This window comes from Phormidesmis sp. 146-12 (assembly GCF_052939495.1).
Genome location: NZ_JBJPHS010000221.1, coordinates 1 through 3,419, shown reverse-complemented (window position 1 = coordinate 3,419; position 3,419 = coordinate 1). Strand labels below are relative to the sequence as shown.

Genomic DNA, 3,419 nt, shown 5'->3' with positions numbered 1-3,419 from the left:
ACTTCCCTCCTAGCTTCCTTTCTCGCTTTCCTGAGTTTTGTCAGTCAAGCAGGCAAGTTTGGTTCAACACCTGCACGATTTTGTGCGAGAAACAAATTTGACTGAAGTAGAATTGCAGCATGGGCGCGATTTTCTCAATCAGGCAAGTCATCACACTCAAGAGATCCCTACAGGCGAGATTCACATGCTGACCGACTTGCTAGGCATTTCAGAACTGGTAGAACTGCTGCATAGTAGTGATGTTGGAACTGAAGCGAATTTGGAAGGGCCATTATATGTTCCGAATGCTCCAGAGCGTGATTTCGGAGATCAAATTGGCATCGATCCAGAAGGTAAAATCCTGTGCTTATCTGGCAGAGTTCTGAATCCGAACGGTAGAGCAATCTCGAATGCGTTAGTAGATGTGTGGCAACCCAACTCAAAAGGACTCTACGACATTCAAGACCCATCTCAGCCTCAATGGAACTTTCGAGGACAATTCAAGACCAATTCGGAAGGTAAGTATCAGTTTGAAACTGTAATTCCAATTGGATATCATGTTCCGTCGAGTGGTCCTTGTGGCGAAGTATTGGAGCTTTTGGGGCGGCACACTTGGCGAGCAGCGCACATTCACTTTAAGTTAAGCGCACCCAACTACAGTCCGCTCACCACTCAAATCTACATTGCGGGCGATCCTCATCTAGATTCTGATACAACGTTTGCTGTCCGAACTGCCATCATTCAACCTCAACAGCACGAGCAACCTGGCGACCAAGCATTCTATACAAGCGAGTTTGATTTTATTCTGAATCCGATTATGCTGACGGAAGATCACGAATTCACGATTCAAAGTCATGTCCTCTCAGCATAATCCGCTCATTGGTGTTTGGAAGTTAGTTTCTGCAAGTGCAATTCATTCTGACGGTACGATCGATACTGAAATCTATGGCTCGAAACCCACAGGCTACATCACCTATACAGCAGAAGGGCGAGTGATGGTGATATTTTCTAGAAGCGTGCAGCGAAGCTGATCCGTCCCGGATCGCTTACCCTTCAGTAAACCCGTGCAATCTCCGCTCAGTGATGAGATGTGTTCTATTCCAATCGAGGAACTTGCTCAAGCATTCACAACCTTCAATGCTTATGCCGGGACTTACACCACGGATGGCAACACAGTCACCCATCACCTTGAGATTGCATCGATTCCGAACCGAATCGGGACAGCTTTAATTCGCACCTTCACGATCGCTGGAAATCAAATCACGCTCAGAACGCCAAGAAATGGCTCTCAGACCGCTTTTGAATTGATTTGGGAGCGCATTATGAGCTAGCTCAAAGACAAATCCGCACCACTCCGCCACAGTGTAGTTATCGCTTATTTTCGAGGACACAATCATGTTTTTAACCGCAATCAATCTTGAAACGGCTCCAGGACACGAAGTACTAGCAGCGGCTGGCAAAACAGTGCTACGCCCAGGAGGACGATCGGCAACTGAGCAACTTTTTGAATGGGCAAATTTTCAACCCGGTGAAACAGTACTAGAACTAGCTTCTGGTTTAGGGACAAGCGCAATCGCGTTAGCAAAACAGCACCATGTGAACGTGATTGGAATTGAGAAAGATGCTGTTCGAGTCGCGATCGCACGACGACAGGTTCAACTCGCTGGATTGACTGCTCAAATTCAAATCATTCAAGGCGATATCTTTCGACTCAACGCGATTACTGAACAGTTTGATTACGTCTTGGCAGAAGCGATCCTAACCATGCAATCGCCTGCGGGGAAAGCTAAAATCTTGCAGGGAGTCGCCGATCGTCTCAAACCAGGTGGTAAGTTTCTGAGCCATGAACTCCTTGCCCATCGCAATGTTGAACAAGCTCATCGTGATTTAGCACAAGCAATTCGCGCCAATGCAACACCACTCGCAAAATCAGGGTGGACAGATGCGATTAACCAAGTTGGGCTTGCGATCGTTCATGCCAAAGTTGGAAAAATGCGATTGCTAAAACCTGTTCAAGTTCTTCAAGATGAGGGATTTGTCAGAACAGCAAAGCTAATCTGGAATGTGTTGACACAGAAAAAAATTCGCGATCGCATTGTGAGAATGCGTCAGGTGTTTGATCAGCATTACCACGATCTAGGATATGTCGCGATTTGTGCAGTTCGAGAACAATGACGGAGGTTTGAATCGTGAAAGCTCTAATTCGATTTGTGGTCAGTATTCTCGTATTTGTGACGGATGTTTTGTATCGAAGCCGTCCCTATCAACGGTTCTACGTTCTAGAAACCATTGCCCGTGTTCCTTATTTTGCCTATCTATCTGTCCTGCATCTCTATGAAACGCTAGGTTTCTGGCGAAAAGCAGATTGGCTGAAAGTTCACTTTTCTGAAACCTGGAACGAATTGCATCATCTTTTGATTATGGAATCGCTAGAAGGCGATCGCTACTGGATCGATCGATTTCTAGCACAGCACTTAGCAATGGTTTATTACTGGATTGTTGTCCCACTTTATATGCTATTGCCCAAGTCTGCCTACTACATGATGGAATTGATCGAGCAACATGCTTACGAAACGTATAACCACTATCTAGAGGTCAATGAAGAAGACCTAAAAGCAACACCCGCGCCTCAAGTTGCCGTTAACTACTACCGAGATGGCGACCTCTATATGTTTGAGGAAATGCAAATTACCCAAACTGAGTTTCGCCGTCCTAAAGTAGATAATCTCTATGATGTGTTTATCAACATTCGAGATGATGAACATGAGCACGTCAAAACAATGATTTTTTGTCAGCAACTTGAAGCACAACGAACATTTAAGAGTCCGCATACTGCGATTAACGCCGAGCAAAATTCAGAAGGAATCGCACTTACAGATGTCAGACCAGAAAACCTGCCCGCTTTTGCAACTGAAACAAAACATTCATAACAAGGAGATTGATCATGACGAACGCAACCTTAACTTCCAATCTATCTGCACCTGAATTAACCTTGATTCCAAACAATTCACTCATGACAGCCACTCCTGAAGAAGGGCGAAAGTTAGCGGTTATGATGGCACGCTTGATTGTTAAGCTGACTCAGCCTGATGAAGAGAAACGCAAGCAAATGCGGACTGCTTATGGAGACGATCCCATGATGCTGATTGCGGCGGGTCATGTTGTCGCGATCGAGTTCGCAACAATTGCAGCAGCCAACAACTATTGGCGAGAATCCTGAAGCCAATTAATCTTCTGTTAGCCCTGCTGAAATCGCCTCTAACTCCTCTGAATCCAAAATCGTGATTTGTCCCCCATGCTTGTACTCAATCACAGATTTCAAGCTTCCAATCAATCGAACGCACTCTTCATACGAAATACCAATTGTCCGAGCAATATGGTAGTGAGCTAAGTACAGGACAAAAGCTTGCAAAAACTAAGCAGGAAAGGGTTTCATGAGA

At 45.2% G+C, this 3,419-nt stretch carries 5 protein-coding genes and 1 pseudogene; 5 read left to right on the top strand and 1 reads right to left on the bottom strand.

Annotated elements, in window-relative coordinates; translation table 11 throughout:
• Positions 1 to 58: 58 nt before the first annotated feature.
• The 5 genes and pseudogenes from ACKFKF_RS34635 (at position 59) to ACKFKF_RS34615 (ending at position 3,199) form a co-directional block, all read left to right on the top strand.
• Positions 59 to 850, top strand: coding sequence for a dioxygenase family protein (locus ACKFKF_RS34635; RefSeq protein ID WP_446871889.1), 792 nt, complete (start codon positions 59 to 61; stop codon positions 848 to 850).
• Positions 834 to 1,310: pseudogene (locus tag ACKFKF_RS34630) on the top strand (lipocalin-like domain-containing protein). Before ACKFKF_RS34635 ends, ACKFKF_RS34630 begins: the two are co-directional and overlap by 17 nt.
• A 64-nt stretch (positions 1,311 to 1,374) precedes the next feature.
• Positions 1,375 to 2,154: an SAM-dependent methyltransferase gene (locus ACKFKF_RS34625; protein WP_446871888.1), complete on the top strand. Its 780-nt coding sequence runs from the start codon at positions 1,375 to 1,377 to the stop codon at positions 2,152 to 2,154.
• A 14-nt stretch (positions 2,155 to 2,168) separates the two neighbouring features.
• A complete protein-coding gene (locus ACKFKF_RS34620) occupies positions 2,169 to 2,909 on the top strand; it encodes an alternative oxidase (RefSeq protein ID WP_446871887.1) in 741 nt (246 codons plus the stop codon).
• A gap of 14 nt (positions 2,910 to 2,923) precedes the next feature.
• On the top strand, positions 2,924 to 3,199 hold the full coding sequence (locus ACKFKF_RS34615) for a hexameric tyrosine-coordinated heme protein (protein WP_446871886.1): 276 nt from the start codon (positions 2,924 to 2,926) through the stop codon (positions 3,197 to 3,199).
• Between the two features lie 6 nt (positions 3,200 to 3,205).
• Here ACKFKF_RS34615 and ACKFKF_RS34610 read toward each other — a convergent pair whose 3' ends face one another.
• Positions 3,206 to 3,391, bottom strand: a complete 186-nt coding sequence (locus ACKFKF_RS34610) for a helix-turn-helix domain-containing protein (protein WP_446871885.1) — start codon at positions 3,389 to 3,391, stop codon at positions 3,206 to 3,208.
• Positions 3,392 to 3,419 lie beyond the last annotated feature (28 nt).

Bases quoted from the DNA above. Each gene is read 5' to 3' on its own strand.
- ACKFKF_RS34625 (WP_446871888.1), top strand. From the start codon at position 1,375: ATGTTTTTAACCGCAATCAATCTTGAAACGGCTCCAGGACACGAAGTA.
- ACKFKF_RS34615 (WP_446871886.1), top strand. From the start codon at position 2,924: ATGACGAACGCAACCTTAACTTCCAATCTATCTGCACCTGAATTAACC.